Source organism: Streptosporangium sandarakinum, from assembly GCF_050942225.1.
GTDB classification, from domain to species: Bacteria; Actinomycetota; Actinomycetes; order Streptosporangiales; family Streptosporangiaceae; genus Streptosporangium; species Streptosporangium nondiastaticum.
On record NZ_CP192034.1, the window covers coordinates 6,986,568 to 7,002,493 of the forward strand.

Below are 15,926 nucleotides of genomic sequence, written 5' to 3' on the forward strand. Positions count from 1 at the left end.
TGAGAAAGAAGATTAGTACATGCTTCCATAAATGATCAACCGGACGTCCCGGCTCCCGCGCCGTCCCTCGCCCCGGCCCGCGCGCCGTCCCACACTCAGGGCTCCCACGCCGTCTCACACTCGGGAATCCCGAGCCGTTCCCAACACGGGCCTCCTCCCACGCCGCCCCACGCCCGGGACCGCCCGGCCCTGAACGCGACCTGGGAAGATCCGGAAATCCGTCGCGAAGGTATTCACCGGAGGCGAGACGCTCCCTAGACTCCGAATCGCCCGTTTCATCCCCCGGAGGACGTGTGCGACTTCGCGCTCTCGTGGCCATGGCGATCATGCTCACCATCACCCCGGCCGCGCCCGCGCTCGCCGCCGACTCCCCGCCCGCCCCGCCTCCGGCCGCCGTCACGGCCCCGGTCACGGACACCGCCGGTACGGTCCCGGCTCCGGCCGCCACCGGTACGGCCCCGCCCGAGGGGACGCCTGCCGCACAGGATCCGCCGGTCGCGCAGAACCCGCCCGCCGTACAGGAGACGCCACCGGCGGAGCGGCCGAAGCTGGAGGCCGGGCTCGGCGGCGAGGACGGCGAAAACGGCGGCGGGGACGGTGGCCGGGTCATCGTCGAGGTGACCGCGCCCGCCGAGGCCGCGCCGGTGGCCGGCGAGGCGCGGACGCTGCCCGGCACCGAGGTCCTGCTGCAGCCGCCGGACACCTCCTTCCTGGTGGTCGAGGGCACGGGCGAGTCCCTGGAGGCGCTGGCCGCCGACCCCCGGGTGGTGTCGGTCCGGCGTGACCGCGCCTATTCCGCCGCCTCGTTGTCCTCCGGGCTGGCGCTGATCGGGGCCGACCGGGCCGTCGCCGAGGGCGCGACCGGCGAGGGCCGGACGATCGCGGTGGTGGACACCGGGATCGACGCCGGCCACCCAGCGCTGAACGGGAAGGTCGTGGACGAGGCGTGCTTCTCGGCGGCCGACGGCGGCGCGAAGTCCCTGTGCCCCAACGGGCAGGGCACACAGACCGGCCCGGGCTCGGCCGACGCGAAGACGGCGGCGTGCGTGAGCGGCGCGGTCAACCTGTGCGACCACGGCACCCATGTCGCGGGCATCGCGCACGCCGTCGCGCCGGGCGCCGACGTCGTGGCGGTCCAGGTCTTCAGCCGGTTCGACGGCGTCGAGGAGTGCGTGACCGAGGACGCGTGCGTGGGCGCCTACGAGTCCACGATCCTGCTCGCCCTCGACCACCTCATCAGGCTGAAGGACACCTCCCGGCCGGGCCTGATCGCGGTGAACCTCAGCCTCGGCGGCGGCTTCTACTCGGGGTCGTGTGACGGTGAGCCGGAGATCGGCCCGCTGAAGCAGCGGATCGACGCGCTGCGCGCCCGGGGCGTCGTCACCGTCGCCGCCGCCGGGAACGAGGGCGTGGCGGGCGGCGGCGCACCCGCGTGCGTCTCCAGCGCGGTGACCGTGGGCGCGGTGGGCGACGACGACCGGGTGCCCTCCTGGTCCAACCACGGCCCGACACTGGACCTCTTCGCGCCGGGCCTTGAGATCGACTCCGCGGTGCCCGGCGGCGGCACCGCGGTCTACAGCGGAACCTCGATGGCGACCCCGCACGTCACCGGCGCGCTGGCGGCGCTGGCGCAGAAGTCCGCCGACGCCTCCCCCGACGCGCTCGTCGGCAGGCTGACCGCGGCGGGCCGCCCGATCGTCTACGACGGGGTCACCACCCCGCGCCTCGACGTGTACGGCGCGCTGACCGGCCGGGCGCCCGGCCCGCCGGCCACCCAGGAGCCCGGCGACGGCTCCGGGGACGGTGCGGGGGACGGCCCGGACGACGCCCCCGTCCCGGACCCCAGCTCCGGCCCGGCCCCGAACCCGGAGGACACCCCGGCGCCCGCCGAGCCGGAGCCCGTCCCGCTGCCGACGGTGACGGTCACCGTCACGGTAACCGCCGCGCCTCCCGGTCCCCCGGCGCCCGCGCCCGTCGTCTGCACCCGGGGCAGGGGAGGAAAGCGCCTGACCGCGGCGCAGTGGGCCGTCGAGATGACCCGGGGCAAGGGCGTGCTGAGCGACGGGACGCTCGGCTGCTACCTGCGGCTCGTCTCCAAGGCGAGCGCGGTCTTCCCCGAGGTCACCCGCGCCTCCACGCTCGGCACTGCCTACCGGGTGCTGCGCCCGGCCAAGCGGACGGCGCGGGCCGCGCTGGACGGCGAGCTGCTGGCCGCCTGGCTGAACTGGGCGCACGGCGCGGCCGGCCTCACCGCGAAGGCCGGCCGTACGGGATCCGCGGGGAGCGCGAAGGCCACGGTCGGGAGCGTCATCGCCACGGCGGAGAAGCGGCGGCTCACCGGCGCCTCGCTCACCTCGTCCACCTCGATGCTACGGAAAGGGGTGAATGTCCTCCGTATCGCATAAGTAGCTTTTTGGTCGCCTAGGGTGTTAGCCATGGACGCGACCAAGGTGATCATCGATTCCGTCGACCGGTTCCGGCAGCGGCGCACCGCCCCGCTGGTCCTTGAGCTCGACCTCACCGAGGGCCTGCTCGACGGCCCCCCGGCCGACCCGCTGAACGCGGTGCTGTCCATGCGCAGGCCGCGGCTGAGCGACGTGCTGTCCGGCCTCAAGCGCGCCCGGACGGACACGCGGGTCAAGGCCCTGGTCGTCAAGATCGGCACCCGCCCGCTGGGACTGGCGATGGTGCAGGAGCTGCGCCAAGCCGTGGCCCGGCTGCGCGAGGCGGGCAAGCTGACGGTCGCGTTCGCCGAGTCGTTCGGCGAGTTCGGCGCGGGCACCGTCCCCTACTACCTGGCCACCGCCTTCGAGCGGGTCTACCTGCAGCCGTCGGGCGACGTGGGACTCACCGGCGTCGCGATCGAGCAGCGCTTCCTGAAGGGCGCGCTCGGCAAGCTCGGCGTGGACTACCAGATCGGCCAGCGGCACGAGTACAAGACCGCGGCCAACACCTACACCCAGGACCACATGACCGAGGCGCATCGCGAGTCGATGGGCCGGATCACCGAGTCGATCACCGAGCAGGTCGTCGCGGGCATCGCCGAGGGCCGCGGGATGGAGCCCGCCAAGGTCCGCGAGCTGGTGGATCAGGGGCCGTTCATCGGCGCCGAGGCCGTCGAGGCGGGCCTGGTGGACCGGATGGCCTACCGCGACGAGGTCTACGACGAGGTCAAGAAGGCCGCCGGTGAGGACTCCCGGCTCCTCTACGTCGCCCGCTACGCCCGCGGCCCGATCGCGAAGAAACTGCCCCGCCCCGGCGAGGACGTCGTCGCGCTGGTCCACGGCAACGGCGCGGTACGGCTCGGCCGCAGCGGCCGCAGCCCGCTGGGCGGCGGCGGGGCGATGGGCTCCGACACCGTCTGCGCGGCCCTGCGCGCGGCCCGCGAAGACGACCACGTCAAGGCCGTCGTGTTCCGGGTGGACAGCCCCGGCGGCTCCTACGTCGCCTCCGACGCCATCTGGCGCGAGGTGGTGCTGACCCGTAAGGCGGGCAAGCCGGTCGTGGTCTCGATGGGCGACCTCGCGGCCTCCGGCGGCTACATGGTCTCGATGGCCGCCGACGCGATCGTGGCCCAGCCGGGCACGCTCACCGGCTCCATCGGCGTGTTCGGCGGCAAGGCCGTCATCGGCGGGCTGCTGGAGAAGATCGGCATCTCCTCCGAGACGGTCGGCGAGGGCGCCAACGCCGGGATGTTCTCCCCGACGAACGCCTTCTCCGAGGCCCAGTGGGCTCGGGTCAACGCCTGGCTGGACCGGGTCTACGACGACTTCGTGGCCAAGGCCGCCGAGGGCCGTGACCTGCCGCGCGAGCGCGTCCACGAGCTGGCCAGGGGCCGGGTCTGGACCGGCGCGGACGCCCACGCGCACGGGCTCGTCGACGAGCTCGGCGGCCTGGAGGACGCCCTCGCCCTGGCGCGGAAGAAGGCGGGCGTCGCCGCCGACGCCCCGGTGCGGGTCTACCCCAGGCTGAGCCCGCTGGAGCGGCTGCGCCCGGCGGAGTCGAGCGAGGACAAGGCCGCCGCGCTGTCCCGGGTCCGGCTGGAGTCGTGGGGTTCGATCTCCCACCTCGCCGCCGAGCTGGGCCTGCCGTCGTACGGCCCGCTCATGCTCCCCGGCTCCTGGACGATCCGCTAGCCGTCGGGTCCCGGCGCGTCAGCGGGTGTCCGGGCCGCCGGCGGGGCGGTAGCGGCCGCGGAGCCGTACGAGCGGGGCGAGCGACGGCTCGACGTAGCTCACGCCCAGCACCCGGGCGATGTAGAGCGTGTGGTCGCCGGCCGGGACGACGTGCGTCGTCTCGGCCTCCAGCGCGGCCACGCCGCCCTCCACGACGAGCGCCCCGCTCAGCTCACCCCGGTGGTGCGGCGTCCCGGCGAGCAGCAGCCGCGCGCCGGGACGGCCCGGGGTGGCGAAGCGGCTGGCGATCGCCTTCTGCCCGGCCGACAGCACACTGGCCGCCCAGCGGTCGCGGCGCAGCAGCAGCTCGTTGAGGTATCCGGTGTTCGCGAGGCTCACCATCACCAGCTCGGGGTCGAGCGAGACGGACGTGAAGGTGCCGACCGTGCCGCCCACGTCGTCGCGTTCGTCGTTGACGGTGACCACCGTCACCGCGGTCGCCACCCCCGCCATGGCCTCGGTGAACTCGCTCATACCGCAATCATCCCGGACCTCCGGGCCCGGTGCCGCCACGCGACCGGGCCCGGATGGAGGTCAGGAGGCCAGGCCGTTCTTGGTCAGCCAGTCCTTGGCGACCACGGCGGCGTCGTCCTTGTCCACCGCGACGCGCTTCATCATGTCGACGAGGGTCTGGGTGTCGAGCTTGGCGGAGATCGCGTTCAGCGTGGTCCGCACCGTGTCGTTCGCGGCCGCCTTGTTGACCAGCGGGGTGACGTTCTGGGCGCTGAAGACGTTCTTGGGGTCCTCCAGCGGGACCAGGTCGTTGAGCACGATCTTCGGGTCGGTCGTGAAGACGTTGCCGGTCAGGACCGTGCCGCTCTTGACGGCGTCGGCGGTGGTCGCGCCGGTCGGCTTCCACTCCTTGAACTCCAGGCCGTAGACGTCCTTGAACTGGGCCTCGCGCCGCTTCTTGAACTCGGGCGGGCCGCCGACGGCGTTCTGCTTGGAGACCTTGGCGAGGTCCTCGATCGTGGTGAGCTTGTACTTGGTCGCGCTCTCCTTGGTGACCGTGAGGGAGTCCTTGTCCTCGGCGGCGGCCGAGTCGAGGATCTCCACCTCGGCCGGGAGCTTGGCCTTCAGCTCGTCGTTGACCTCTTCCTTGGACGCGGCCGTGGTCTTCGGGTCGATGAACGCCAGCAGCGCCCCGTTGTACTCGGGGAGCACGGTCAGGCCGCCGCTCTTGACCTGGTCGTAGACGATCTCACGGCTGCCGATGTTGGGCTTCTCCTCGACCGTGACGCCCTTGGCCTCCAGCGCCTGGGCGTAGATGGAGGCGAGCAGGACGCTCTCGGGGAAGTCGAAGGAGCCGACGACGGCCTTGCCGCCCCCGGAACCCGATCCCGAGCCGGAACCGGTGGTGGCCGGGCTCGCGGAGGCGCTGGTCAGGGGGTCTCCCCCGCCGCACGCGGTAAGTGTGAGCGCCGCGGACAGGATTACCGCCGCGGTGCCGAACAGACGCTTCATCGTGCATTTCCCTTTCAAACGGGGGGTTATTAGTAGATTAGCGGACGCGCTGTCTCCGGCTCACCCCCGGTGACACCGCCGTCCGCTGTGCCAACGTGAACAGCAGCTGTACGGCGAGCGCGAACAGCACCACCAGCACGGCGCCGCCCGCGACGCTCGCGTAGTCCTTCGTCGCCAGGCCGTCGATGATGAAACGGCCCAGCCCGCCGAGCCCGGCGTAGGCCGCCACGGTCGTGGTCGCCACCACCTGGACGGCCGAGAGCCGCAGCCCGAGCAGGATCAGCGGCAGCGCCACCGGCACCAGCACCCTGCCCAGGACCTGGCCGCCGCGCAGGCCCATGCCGTACGCGGCGTCCCGCAGGTCGGGGTCCACGCCCCGGACGCCCTCGTAGGTGTTGACCAGGATGGGCGGCGCCGCCAGCGCCACCAGCGGGATGAGCACCGGCCAGACCGTGGTGGTGCCGAGCAGCAGCACGAACAGCACGAGCAGGCCGAGGGTGGGTATCGCGCGGGCGACGTTGACCGTCGCCACGATGAAGTAGGCGCCCCGGCCGGTGTGGCCGATCCACAGCCCCAGCGGCAGCGCGATCAGCGCGGCCAGCAGCAGCGCCGCCGCGGAGAACGCCAGGTGCTCCAGCAGCCGGGCCGGGATGCCGTCGGGCCCCGACCAGTGGGCCGGGTCGCCGAAGAAGTCGGTCAGCCAGTTCACGCGCTCCCCCTCGCCCGCTGCCAGGGGGTGAGCAGCCGCTGCGCGGCGAGCAGGAGGCCGTCCACCAGCAGGGCCAGCGCCACGATGAGCACGATGCCCACGACCGCCGGGGTGGGGAAGTCCCGCTTGAACGCGTCGGTGAACAGGTTGCCCAGCCCGCCCTGGCCGATGAGCGCGCCCACGCTGACCAGGCTGATGCTGGAGACCGCGACCACGCGCAGGCCCGCCAGCACCACCGGGACGGCGATCGGCAGCTCGACCCGGAGCAGCCGGCGCAGCGGGGTGAAGCCCATCGCGACCGCCGACTGCCGCACGTGGTCGGGGACAGAGGCGATGCCGTCCACCACGGCGGGGATCAGCACGGCCACGCCGTAGAAGCTCAGCGGGATGATCACGGTCGCCGGTCCGAGGCCGGTCGCCGGGAGCAGGAGCATGAAGACCGGCAGGGACGGCAGCGCGTAGACGACGTTCATCAGCCCGGCCGTCGGCTGGTACAGCCAGCGCCAGCGCACGCAGGCCAGCCCGATCGGCAGCGCGACGACCAGCCCGAGCACGACCGGCAGCAGCGCCATCACCACGTGCTGCTGGAGCAGGGAGTCGATGCTGCCGGCCCGGCCGGTGCTCCAGTTGCGCCAGATCCAGTCCCAGCGGACCAGGGGCTCACCGTCCATCCGCGGCCTCCCGGGCTCCGCCGGCCTCCCCGGGTCCTTCGCCGGCCCGGGTCTCCCCCGCCACGCGGGACGCCTCCCGGGCGGCCAGGACCAGCGCCTCGTCCAGGACCTCGCGGGTGACCACGCCCTCGGCCCGCCCGGAGTCGTCCACCGCGATCGCGTTCCCCGAGGGGGACAGCAGCGCCGCGTCCAGCGCCGCGCGGAGCGAGTCCCGGCCCCTGACGAACGTCCCGTACGGCGCGAGCGGCACCGCCTCGAACGTCCCGCTCTTCGGAAGACCGGAGGTGGCGGCCCAGCCCAGGGGTCCGCCGTCCGGGCCGACCACGGCCAGCCAGGGCTCCGCCGTACCGCGGGCCGAGGCGACGTCGGCGGAGACCGGCACGGTCAGATCGTCGCGCAGCCGCAGGCCCTCGCCGGGGACGAACGACAACCGCCGGATTCCCCGGTCGCGGCCGAGGAACTCCCGGACGAACCCGTCTGCGGGCCTGGCCAGCAGCGTCGCGGGGTCGTCGAGCTGCGCCAGGTGCCCGCCCACCTGCAGCACGGCGACCCGATCGCCGAGCTTGACGGCCTCGTCGATGTCGTGGGTGACGAACACGATCGTCTTGTGCAGCTCGGCCTGGAGCCGCAGCAGCTCGTCCTGCAGGCTCGCGCGCACGATCGGGTCCACCGCGCTGAACGGCTCGTCCATCAGCAGCACCGGCGGGTCGGCCGCGAGCGCGCGGGCCACGCCGACGCGCTGCTGCTGGCCGCCGGAGAGCTGGAAGGGATAGCGGTTCGCGAGGCCGGTGTCCAGGCCCACCCGCTCCAGCAGCTCCATAGCGCGGTCCCGGGCCTTCCGCCGGTCCCACCCGAGGAGCTGGGGCACGGTCGCGACGTTGTCCACGATCTTCCGGTGCGGGAAGAGACCGGCCTGCTGGATCACGTAGCCGATGCCCCGCCGCAGCGTGGGCGGATCGACGGTGGTGACGTCCACGCCGTCGAGGAGGACGCGGCCCTCGCTCGGGTCGATCATCCTGTTGATCATCCGGAGGGACGTCGTCTTGCCGCATCCGGAGGGGCCGACGAACACGGTTATCCCGCCCGTGGGGACTTCGAGGCTGAGGTCGTCCACGGCGACGGTTCCGTCTGGATATCGCTTGGTGACACGGTCGAATGTGATCATGCGTAACCTTTTGCTCGCCGGCGGGGCGTGGGACCCCCTGCCCACAACCGCCCCATGGTCTAACGCGGGACCGACAAAGGTGAGGTATCCAACTCAACCCTCCCATGGCCCCCACCAGGGGGCCGCTCAGGCTAGCAAGCCCTCCGGGGAAAGGGCAGTCAATAGTGCGATTGGGCCCGCCGACCCGGCATGATTACCCATATCGTGGGGAGTGACTCATCTGACACACATGCATCAACAGCCACTTAGGCACCGTACGTATTCCGCTCGCCCGGGTTCATCGTCAGATGCCCCCGCCTGAACCATCCGAACCACCAGAGGAACCGGTCCCGTGACCCAACCGCTCCTCGGTCGGCGCTCGCGTGGTGACCTCGTCGCCGAGCTCTACGACCGTCACGCCGCCGGACTGTTCGCGTACTGTCACGACCAGCTCGGTGATCCCGGCGCCGCAGCCGCCGCGTTGACGGCCGTCTTCGCCGCCGTGGAGACCGCCGGGCCGCCGCGCGCCGCCCTCTACGCGCTGGCCCGCCGCGAGATCCAGCACCGCGACGTCGTCTACGCGCCGCCGGTCGCCGGAGCCGACCTGGTGGCCGCCTTCGTCGGGCGGGTGCTGCGCGACCTGCGACCCCACCAGCGCGAGGTGCTGTACCTGTCCGGCGTGTGCGAGATGGACGCCTTCGAGCTCTCCTGGGTGCTCGACGTGGCCGCCGACACCGCCGACGAGCTGACCGTGAGCGCCTGCCGGCGCTTCGCCCAGGCGCTGCGCCCGGCCCTGGCCTCGATGAGGGTTCCGGACCGCATGGCCGAGGTGTTCGGCGCCCTGGACGCCGCGCCCATCCGCGACGTCCTCGCCCGCGCCCCCTGGGCCGTCCCACCGCCGGGCCTGCGCGCCACCGTGCTGGGAGTCCGGCCGGGTACGGCTTCCGCTCCGCCGGGGGTCCGGCCGGGTGCGGCTCCCGCCACGCCGGGCATCCGGCCCGGTACGGCTTCCGCATCGCGCCCCTCCGGTCCCCCGCTGAGGAGGCTGTGGCCCGCGCCCCCGGTGTGGCCGCTCCCGCCCTCCGAGACCGACGCGCTGACCAGCACCACCGTGTTCCCGCTGCCGATCGGACCGGCGGGCGGACCGCGCGACGGCTCGCCCGGTTCTCCTGGCCTCTCGGGCTCCCCGGCCTTCCCCGGCTCCCCCGGATCGTCCGAACCCTCGGGTCCCACCGGCTCCCGCGGATCTTCGGGCCACCCCGGCTCCTCCGCGCGGGACCGTGCGTCCGACCTCCTCTCGCCGCCGAACCCGGATGTGGTCTCCGCGCACGAGGCCACCACCGAGCCGATACCCCGGCTCAAGGACGCGGTCCTGACCTCGCTCGACGACATGTCGCCCCGCGCCCGGCGGGCGAGGCTGCGCCGGCCCTCGCCGCGCGGCTCGGCGCCCCTGTCCGCCCCGGTCCCCGGGGACGTGCTCGAACCCGAGGCGTCGCCGTCGCCGCCGTCACCGTCGTCGTCATCGCCGTCACCGTCATCACCGCCGTCGCCGGACGGGTTCCCCTCCGTGGGGAACCTGTTCCAGCCCCTCACCCGCGAGGCGCGGGCGGCCCTGATCCGGACCGACAGGCTGGTGGCCGCCGCGCCGCGCGAGGAGCGCGACCGCGACAGGCGGCGCACCGACCGCGGGCGGCACGAGCGGCGCGAAGAGCCCGATCAGCGGGGGGATCGCGGGCGGCGCGAGGAAGCCGGCCGGCGGGGGGAGCACGAGCGGCCACTGCCCGGCTGGCCGCTGCGGGCCGACGAGCTGGAGGATCTGACCGTCCCTGGCTCCACGACGTCCCCGGTCCAGGGTCAGACGTCCCCGACGTCCCCGGTCCAGGACCGGACGGCGCGTACGGACGCCGTGGCGAACCCGTACGGGGACGCCGGGAGGACCCCTCTCGCGGACACAGGGGGCGTGCCGCACGCGGACGCCGGCCCGGCGACGGGCGACGGGCGGGCGGAGGCCGTACGGGCTCCGCACGACGAGTGGCCGATCGTCGACTGGACCGCGCCGGAACGACCCGTCCGCGTACACGGGATGGAACGGCCCGCCGACACCGGGTGGTCCCTGAACGGGCAGGAGCCCGAGGCCACCGCGGAGACGCGGGACCCCCGGACGGCCACCGCGGCGACGACCGACTTCCAGGAGGTCGCCGCCTGGCGGGCCGGGATGCTGGCGAACGCCGGGAACCTCGGGGACGCCGAGGCCGGGGCCACGGCCGTGACCGGGGCCGTGACCGGGGTCCGGGCCGATGTCCCGGAGACGAGCGTCCGGGCGTCCCGTACGGCACGGTCCGGCGGGCGGTCGCACCGCAGGCCCAGGCGCCGGCCGGGCAGGCACGCCGAGCGTCACCACGACTGGGTCTGGGAGTTCGTGGGCTTCCTCATCTGCGTGGCGATCGCGGTGATCGTCTTCCTCGCCGTGCCCGCCCTGGCGCCGTGACGCCGTGAGCGGTCCGGCGTCTGCCGTGGCGCCGTGAGCGGTCCGGCGTCTGCTGTGACGCCGTGAGCGGTCCGGCGGCTCAGCCCGCCGACAGGACCAGCCCGCTGGTCGGCACGCCGGTGCCGGCGGTGACCAGGACGTTGCGGACGTCAGCCACCTGGTTGGCCGCGGTGCCCCGGACCTGCCGGACGGCCTCGGCGATGCCGTTCATGCCGTGGATGTACGCCTCGCCGAGCTGCCCGCCGTGCGGGTTGACCGGCAGCCGGCCGTCGATCTCGATGCCGCCGTCCGCCACTAGGTGGCGCGCCTCGCCCCGCCCGCAGAACCCCAGCTCCTCCAGCTGGACGAGTACGAACGGCGTGAAGTGGTCGTACAGGACGGCCGTCTGCACGTCCTCGGGGCCGAACCCCGCCTGCTCCCACAGCCGGCGGCCGACCACCCCCATCTCCGGCAGGCCGGTCATGTCGTCGCGGTAGTAGCTGGTCATCATCATCTGGCCGGCCCCCGACCCCTGGGCCGCGGCGGTGATCAGGGCCGGGGTCCGCCGCAGGTCGCGGGCGCGCTCGGCCGAGGTGACCACCAGCGCCACCGCGCCGTCGCTCTCCTGGCAGCAGTCGAGCAGGTGCAGCGGCTCGACGATCCACCGCGACGCCTGGTGCTCGGCGAGGGTGATCGGCCGGTCGTGGAACCACGCGGCGGGGTTGGTGGCCGCGTGCCGCCGCATGGCGACCGCCACCCTGCCGAAGTCCTCGGACGTCGCGCCGTGGACGTGCATGTACCGGCGGGCGAACATGGCGACCCACGCCGCCGGGGTCATCAGCCCGTGCGGCACGTGCCAGCTCATCTCCAGGCCCAGGGACGACGGCGCGCCGCCGAGCCCGGGGTCGGGCCGACCGTACCTGCGGCCGGAGCGCTCGTTGAACGCCCGGTAGCAGACGACGGTCTCGGCGACGCCGGTCGCGACGGCCATCGCCGCGTGCATCACCGTGCCGCACGCCGCGCCGCCGCCGTAGTGGACCCGGGAGAAGAAGGTCAGGTCGCCGATGCCCACCTCGCGGGCCACGGCGATCTCGTCGTTGGCGTCCTGGGTGTAGGTCACCAGGCCGTCCACGTCCGACGGGTCGAGGCCGGCGTCGTCCAGCGCCGCGAACACCGCCTCGGCGGCGAGCCGGAGCTCCGATCTGCCCGACTGCTTGGAGAACTCGGTCGCGCCGATGCCGGCGACGGCCGTACTCCCCGAAAAGGAGACCACGATGGGGGGCCTTTCTGGTGGGTCAGCGGTCGGGGAGGGCGACGCGGACGGTGCCCGAGGCGTGGTCACCCAGGCTGACCCTGCCCCGCACCTCGACGGTGAACTCGCCGTTCTCCCGCCCGACGACGGTGCCGGTGAAGGTCAGCCGGTCGCCGGCGTAGGCCGGGACGCCCAGCTTGACGTTGATGCCGCGGATCAGCGCCTCGGGGCCCGCCCAGTCGGTGACGTAACGCTCGACGAGGCCCATCGTGGTCAGGATGTTGAGGAAGACGTCCTTCGATCCCTGTGCCCTGGCGCTCGCCGGGTCGTGGTGGACGGGGGTGAAGTCCATCGTGGCCAGTGCCGTCGAGACGACCGTAGTGGGGGTCAGGTCGATCGCGAGCTCGGGGAGCGCCACTCCGACCTGGACCTCGTCTTCGGTAAGCGTCCGCATCACGTCTCCCGGGGGACCCAGAGGGGCAGTATGAGGTTGTCGTCCTTCTGGCGATACGTCACACGCAACGGCATACCGATACCCACTTCCGCGGGAGCGCAGTCCACGACGGCGCCCACGATCCGCACGCCCTCGGGCAGCTGGACCACCGCCACCGCGAACGGCGTCTCCCATCCCGGGATCGGCGGGTTGTGGTGCACCACGTAGCTGTAGACCTCGCCCTCGCCGCTCGCCACGACGTACGTCCGGCCGACCGAGCGGCACGAGGGGCAGACCGGACCGGGGGGATGCCGGAGCTCGCCGCAGTCGGCGCATCTCTGGATCCGCAACTCGCCTCGGGCCACACCCTCCCAGAAGAAGGCGGTGTCGTCGTTGATCGCCGGTCCCAACGGGTACGGCTGCCGGGTATCGGGAGTGGTTTTGCGCTCCCCGGGATGAAATTTCAGCACCCGGAACAGCATCTCGGCCACCCGCTCGCCCTCCGAGTACCAGGTGACGTTCCAGGTGACGAAGTAGCCCTCGCCGAGGGCCGTCCGCTTCGGCCCGGACAGCCCGGTGAGCCGGGTGGCCGGGACCGGCCGCTCGCCGAGCCTCAGGTAGCGGTCGTAGGTCTGCTCGCAGTTCGTCGCGACCACCCCGGTGTAGCCGGCGGCGTCGAGGGCCGAGAGCACGTCGTCGATCGGGCTTCCCGCGCTCTCGGGCCGCCCGGCCGGTCCGGCGAGGCCCGGCATGGTCCAGACCTGGATCATCGCCGGAGGAGCCACGATCTCCCCGTGGACGCCCGCGGCGGCGGCCTCCGCGTCGGTGTGGAGGGGGTTGGCGTCGCCCATGGCGGCGGCCCAGTGCCGGATCATCGGGAGGTTGACCGGGTCGGCCGCGGCCTCCCCGTACACCTCGCCCGCCGCCATCCGCTTCTCGGCCAGCGCGGTGAGCCGTTCGTGGAAGTCCGGGTCCGGGACTCCGGCGGGAGGGTTCGCGGCGGTCATCGGGGCGGCCTCGGCAGGTTCAGGCCCAGCATGGCGATGAGCTCGCGCTGGATCTCGTTGACGCCGCCGCCGAAGGTCAGCACGATCGCACCCTTGACGCCGCGGTCGAGGCGCTCGGTGAAGTCGGCCGTCTCCTCGTCGTCCGGGTCGCCGAACCGTGCCAGGACGTCCCCGACGATCCGGCCGACCTCCTGCATGCGCTCCGAGCCGTAGATCTTGGTGGCCGAGGCGTCGGGGGCTCCCAGCCAGCCCAGGTCCATACCCGCCGCGACCTGCCAGTTCAGCAGCTCGTTGGTCCGCAGGCAGGCGTACACCCTGGCCAGCGCGCGCCGTACGGCGGGCTCGGCGATCAGGCCGGTGGCGCGCGCCCACCTCAGGAAGCGGTCGTGGACGTGCGCGATGTTGCCCGCCGGGCCGAGCGTGACCCGCTCGTGGTTGAGCTGCTCGACGATCAGGTCCCAGCCCCGGTTCTCCTCCCCCACCACCATGTCCACCGGCACCCGCACATCGGTGTAGTAGGTGGAGTTGGTGTGGTGGCGGCCGTCCATGGTCGTGATCGGGGTCCACGAGAAGCCCGGGTCGGCGCAGTCGACGATCAGCATCGTGATGCCCCGGTGCTTCGCCGCGGCCGGGTCGGTGCGGGCGGCCAGCCAGATGTGGTCGGCGCGGTGGGCTCCCGAGGTGAAGATCTTCTGCCCGTTGACGACGTAGTGGTCGCCGTCGCGGACCGCGGTGGTGCGCAGGGCCGCGAGGTCGGTGCCCGCCTCGGGCTCGCTGTAGCCGATGGCGAAGTGGCACTCCCCGGCCAGGATGCGCGGCAGGAAGAACTCCTTCTGCGCGGCCGTGCCGTACCGCATGATGGTCGGGCCGACGGTCTGCACGGTGATGATCGGGTAGGGCACCTCGGCGCGGGCGATCTCGTTGGCGAAGATCTGCTGCTCCATCGGGCCGTACCCGCCGCCGCCGTACTTCTCCGGCCAGCCCAGGCCGAGCTTGCCGTCGCGGCCGAGCCTGCGGCAGTGCCGCATGTAGGCCGGGCCGAACGGGTCGGCGGCGATCTCCCGGCGTTCCTCGGCGGACAGGCAGACGGTGAAGTACTCGTGCAGCTCGTGGCGGAGCCGCCGCTGCTCGGGGGTCAGGTCGATCATCATCGAAGGAGGGCTCCGATCGCGTCGAGCCGGGCTTCCACGCCGCCCAGCAGGTGGGCGTGGTGCTTGCCCCAGGCGAAGTGGCGGTGCAGCGGGTAGGCCACGTCCAGGCCGATCCCGCCGTGCAGGTGCTGGCAGGTGTGCAGCGCGGCGAGCGCCGCGTCCGTGACGGTGAGGGCCGCGACGGACAGGTCGGTGTCGGCCTCGGCGTCCATGCCCTCGGCCAGCCGCCACACCCCGGACCACATGGCGACGTCCAGGGTGCGGGCGGCGATGTAGACGTCGGCGATCTGCACGGTGACCGCCTGGAACTCGGCCAGCGCCCGGCCGAACTGCCTGCGGTTCCTGACGTGCTCGGTGGTCAGCGCGAGCGCCCCGGCCAGCACGCCGGAGGCGACGGCGACGATCCCGGCGAGCGCCAGCAGGCGCAGGCCCTCCGCTGCCCGGCCGTCCGGCGCGCCCACCGGCTCGCCCGGGGAGTCGCGGAGGGTGAGCGTGGCGGTGGGCTCGCCGGTGGAGACGCGCACCGGCCGCAGGTCCGCCGTCTCGGGGGCTGTCAGGAACAGGCCGACGCCGTCGCCGACGGTCGCGGGGACGAGGACCGCCGACGCCTGGGCGGCGTAGGGGACGGCGCCGGCCCGCCCGGTCAGCACCCACCCGTCGCCGCCGGGGCGGGCGGTCACGGCGGGGGCGGCGCCGGGGTCCCCTGCGGGATCGGGCTCGCCCGCGAGGCGGGCCGTCACGGTGGGGGCGGCGCCGAGGTCGCGGCCGGGGCCGCGCAGTGCGGCGGTCAGCACCACCCGCCCCTCGGCCAGCGGGGTCAGCGCCGCGCGCTGCTCCGGGGAGCCGTGCCGGGCGACGGTCAGTGCGGCGACCAGGCTCGTCAGGAGCGGCGCCGGGGCCACGTGCGCCCCGGCCTCCCGCAGCAGGACGGCCATCTCCACCGGTCCGAGCCCCGCGCCGCCCGCCTCCTCGGGAAGGCAGGCGCCCAGCAGCCCGGCCTGGGCGAGGGAGCGCCACAGCCCCACGTCGTACGGCGCGCCGCCCGCCTCGTGGGCCTCGATCCGTTCGGTGGCCGCCTCGCGGCCGAGGAGGTCTGCGGCGAGGGCGCGCAGCTCGCTCTGCGTCTCGTCAAGGGTGAAGTCCACGGGCGCTCCAGGGGGCTAAAACGCTCAAGCCAACCGATCCGGAAACTAGAACAGATTTCAATCCCCGTCCAGGGGGCACCGGCGCGGACAGGCGGCGCCGTACGGCGGGCGGGCGTCTTCCGTGGAAGGGCCGATGCCCCTCGCAACCGGCGGGTAACTCACCGGGACGACCGGAGATCAGATAACGTGTTCTCATGCGTGTCCCGCGTACGACCATCGGAGCATCCGCGGCCACCCGCGCCCCGCACGCTTCGGCCCCCGGGTCCTCCCGGCCGGGCGCGGCCAAGGGGTCCTCGGGTGCGGCCAAG

13 protein-coding genes are annotated in these 15,926 nt (G+C 73.5%); 3 read left to right on the forward strand and 10 right to left on the reverse strand.

Features of this window, described 5'->3' with window-relative positions:
• The first annotated feature begins 293 nt into the window (after positions 1-293).
• A complete protein-coding gene (locus tag ACQP10_RS31990) occupies positions 294-2,405 on the forward strand; it encodes a S8 family peptidase (protein ID WP_433540260.1) in 2,112 nt (703 codons plus the stop codon).
• 30 nt (positions 2,406-2,435) lie between these two features.
• Positions 2,436-4,136 carry a signal peptide peptidase SppA gene (gene sppA, locus ACQP10_RS31995; RefSeq protein WP_346019138.1) on the forward strand — a complete coding sequence of 567 codons (1,701 nt, stop codon included), beginning with the start codon at positions 2,436-2,438 and terminating at the stop codon, positions 4,134-4,136.
• Positions 4,137-4,154: 18 nt separating this feature from the next.
• Here the strand turns inward: sppA and ACQP10_RS32000 are convergent, their stop codons facing one another.
• From ACQP10_RS32000 to ACQP10_RS32020, 5 genes are read right to left on the reverse strand one after another with little or no spacing between them, the layout of a single operon-like run.
• Positions 4,155-4,649, reverse strand: coding sequence for a flavin reductase family protein (locus tag ACQP10_RS32000; protein ID WP_179825068.1), 495 nt, complete (start codon positions 4,647-4,649; stop codon positions 4,155-4,157).
• A 60-nt stretch (positions 4,650-4,709) separates the two neighbouring features.
• On the reverse strand, positions 4,710-5,639 hold the full coding sequence (locus ACQP10_RS32005) for an ABC transporter substrate-binding protein (RefSeq protein WP_346019137.1): 930 nt from the start codon (positions 5,637-5,639) through the stop codon (positions 4,710-4,712).
• Positions 5,640-5,676: 37 nt separating this feature from the next.
• Entirely contained in the window at positions 5,677-6,348 is a 672-nt protein-coding gene (locus tag ACQP10_RS32010; RefSeq protein WP_179825072.1) for an ABC transporter permease, read from the reverse strand.
• Positions 6,345-7,019 (reverse strand): ABC transporter permease, encoded by a 675-nt coding sequence (locus ACQP10_RS32015; RefSeq protein WP_179825074.1) that lies wholly within the window; start codon positions 7,017-7,019, stop codon positions 6,345-6,347. The genes ACQP10_RS32010 and ACQP10_RS32015 overlap by 4 nt, the downstream gene beginning before the upstream one ends.
• Entirely contained in the window at positions 7,009-8,184 is a 1,176-nt protein-coding gene (locus tag ACQP10_RS32020; protein WP_390001236.1) for an ABC transporter ATP-binding protein, read from the reverse strand. Before ACQP10_RS32020 ends, ACQP10_RS32015 begins: the two co-directional genes overlap by 11 nt.
• A gap of 331 nt (positions 8,185-8,515) precedes the next feature.
• Between ACQP10_RS32020 and ACQP10_RS32025 the strand changes: the two genes are divergently transcribed.
• Complete coding sequence (locus tag ACQP10_RS32025) at positions 8,516-10,651, forward strand: hypothetical protein (RefSeq protein ID WP_346019135.1); 2,136 nt, start codon at positions 8,516-8,518, stop codon at positions 10,649-10,651.
• Between the two features lie 79 nt (positions 10,652-10,730).
• On the opposite strand, the gene ACQP10_RS32030 is transcribed toward ACQP10_RS32025, so the two are convergent.
• Genes ACQP10_RS32030 through ACQP10_RS32050 form a run of 5 tightly spaced genes read right to left on the reverse strand, consistent with a single transcriptional unit; the run spans position 10,731 to position 15,618 of the window.
• Positions 10,731-11,903, reverse strand: coding sequence for a lipid-transfer protein (locus ACQP10_RS32030; RefSeq protein WP_386151390.1), 1,173 nt, complete (start codon positions 11,901-11,903; stop codon positions 10,731-10,733).
• Positions 11,904-11,925: 22 nt separating this feature from the next.
• Positions 11,926-12,336: a MaoC/PaaZ C-terminal domain-containing protein gene (locus tag ACQP10_RS32035; protein WP_346019134.1), complete on the reverse strand. Its 411-nt coding sequence runs from the start codon at positions 12,334-12,336 to the stop codon at positions 11,926-11,928.
• Positions 12,336-13,322 carry an OB-fold domain-containing protein gene (locus tag ACQP10_RS32040; RefSeq protein WP_399500270.1) on the reverse strand — a complete coding sequence of 329 codons (987 nt, stop codon included), beginning with the start codon at positions 13,320-13,322 and terminating at the stop codon, positions 12,336-12,338. The genes ACQP10_RS32035 and ACQP10_RS32040 overlap by 1 nt, the downstream gene beginning before the upstream one ends.
• The gene (locus tag ACQP10_RS32045) at positions 13,319-14,473 is read right to left on the reverse strand and encodes an acyl-CoA dehydrogenase family protein (RefSeq protein ID WP_346019132.1); all 1,155 of its coding nucleotides are present in this window, start codon (positions 14,471-14,473) and stop codon (positions 13,319-13,321) included. The genes ACQP10_RS32040 and ACQP10_RS32045 overlap by 4 nt, the downstream gene beginning before the upstream one ends.
• Positions 14,470-15,618, reverse strand: coding sequence for an acyl-CoA dehydrogenase family protein (locus ACQP10_RS32050; protein ID WP_346019131.1), 1,149 nt, complete (start codon positions 15,616-15,618; stop codon positions 14,470-14,472). Before ACQP10_RS32050 ends, ACQP10_RS32045 begins: the two co-directional genes overlap by 4 nt.
• Positions 15,619-15,926: the final 308 nt, after the last annotated feature.